Annotated in this window: 1 protein-coding gene; it reads left to right on the forward strand. The window is 29.2% G+C overall.

Annotated features, from left to right (window positions below; genetic code table 11):
• Window positions 1–72: 72 nt before the first annotated feature.
• Window positions 73–315, forward strand: a complete 243-nt coding sequence (locus tag ACEW7V_RS00185; RefSeq protein ID WP_374695492.1) for an ATP-binding cassette domain-containing protein — start codon at window positions 73–75, stop codon at window positions 313–315.
• Window positions 316–552: the final 237 nt, after the last annotated feature.

The raw sequence follows: 552 nt of genomic DNA on the forward strand, positions 1-552 counted from the left end.
CGCTGCATTGCTATGAATCCAAACAACCCAATATTTTAAATGACATTTCTTTGGATTTATTTCCAGGAAAAAATGATTAGTATTGTTGGTAAAAATGGTAGTGGTAAATCTACTTTAGCCAAAGTTATTTGTGGTTTTTGTAATCCTCAAACAGGAACTATTTTATTAAATAATCAAGATTTAACACATTTGTCTTTACAACAAAGATCAGAAAAAATTGGTTTGTCATGCAAAAATCCACACCATATGATTTTCAAAAATTGTTTTAAAAAGAAGCAGCATTGGGGCTTTTTAGGGGCAAACAACTTTCATTAACTGAAATAAACCAAAGTGCATGCCATTTTGAAAACTTGTAATTTGGATTGTTTTGTTAACTGGCCTATTTCTGCTCTTAGTTTTGGACAAAAAAAGACTTACCATTGCTTCTATTTTAGTGATGCAACCCCAAATTCTTATTTTGGATGAACTAACATAGGACAAGATTTAAAACATCACACAAATTATGACTTTTTACAAAAGTTAAATAATAAAGGAATTACCATTATAATTAGT

This window comes from Areca yellow leaf disease phytoplasma (genome assembly GCF_041920595.1).

Excerpts from the sequence above, each read along its gene's own strand:
- ACEW7V_RS00185 (WP_374695492.1), top strand. The coding sequence starts at position 73 with ATGATTAGTATTGTTGGTAAAAATGGTAGTGGTAAATCTACTTTAGCC.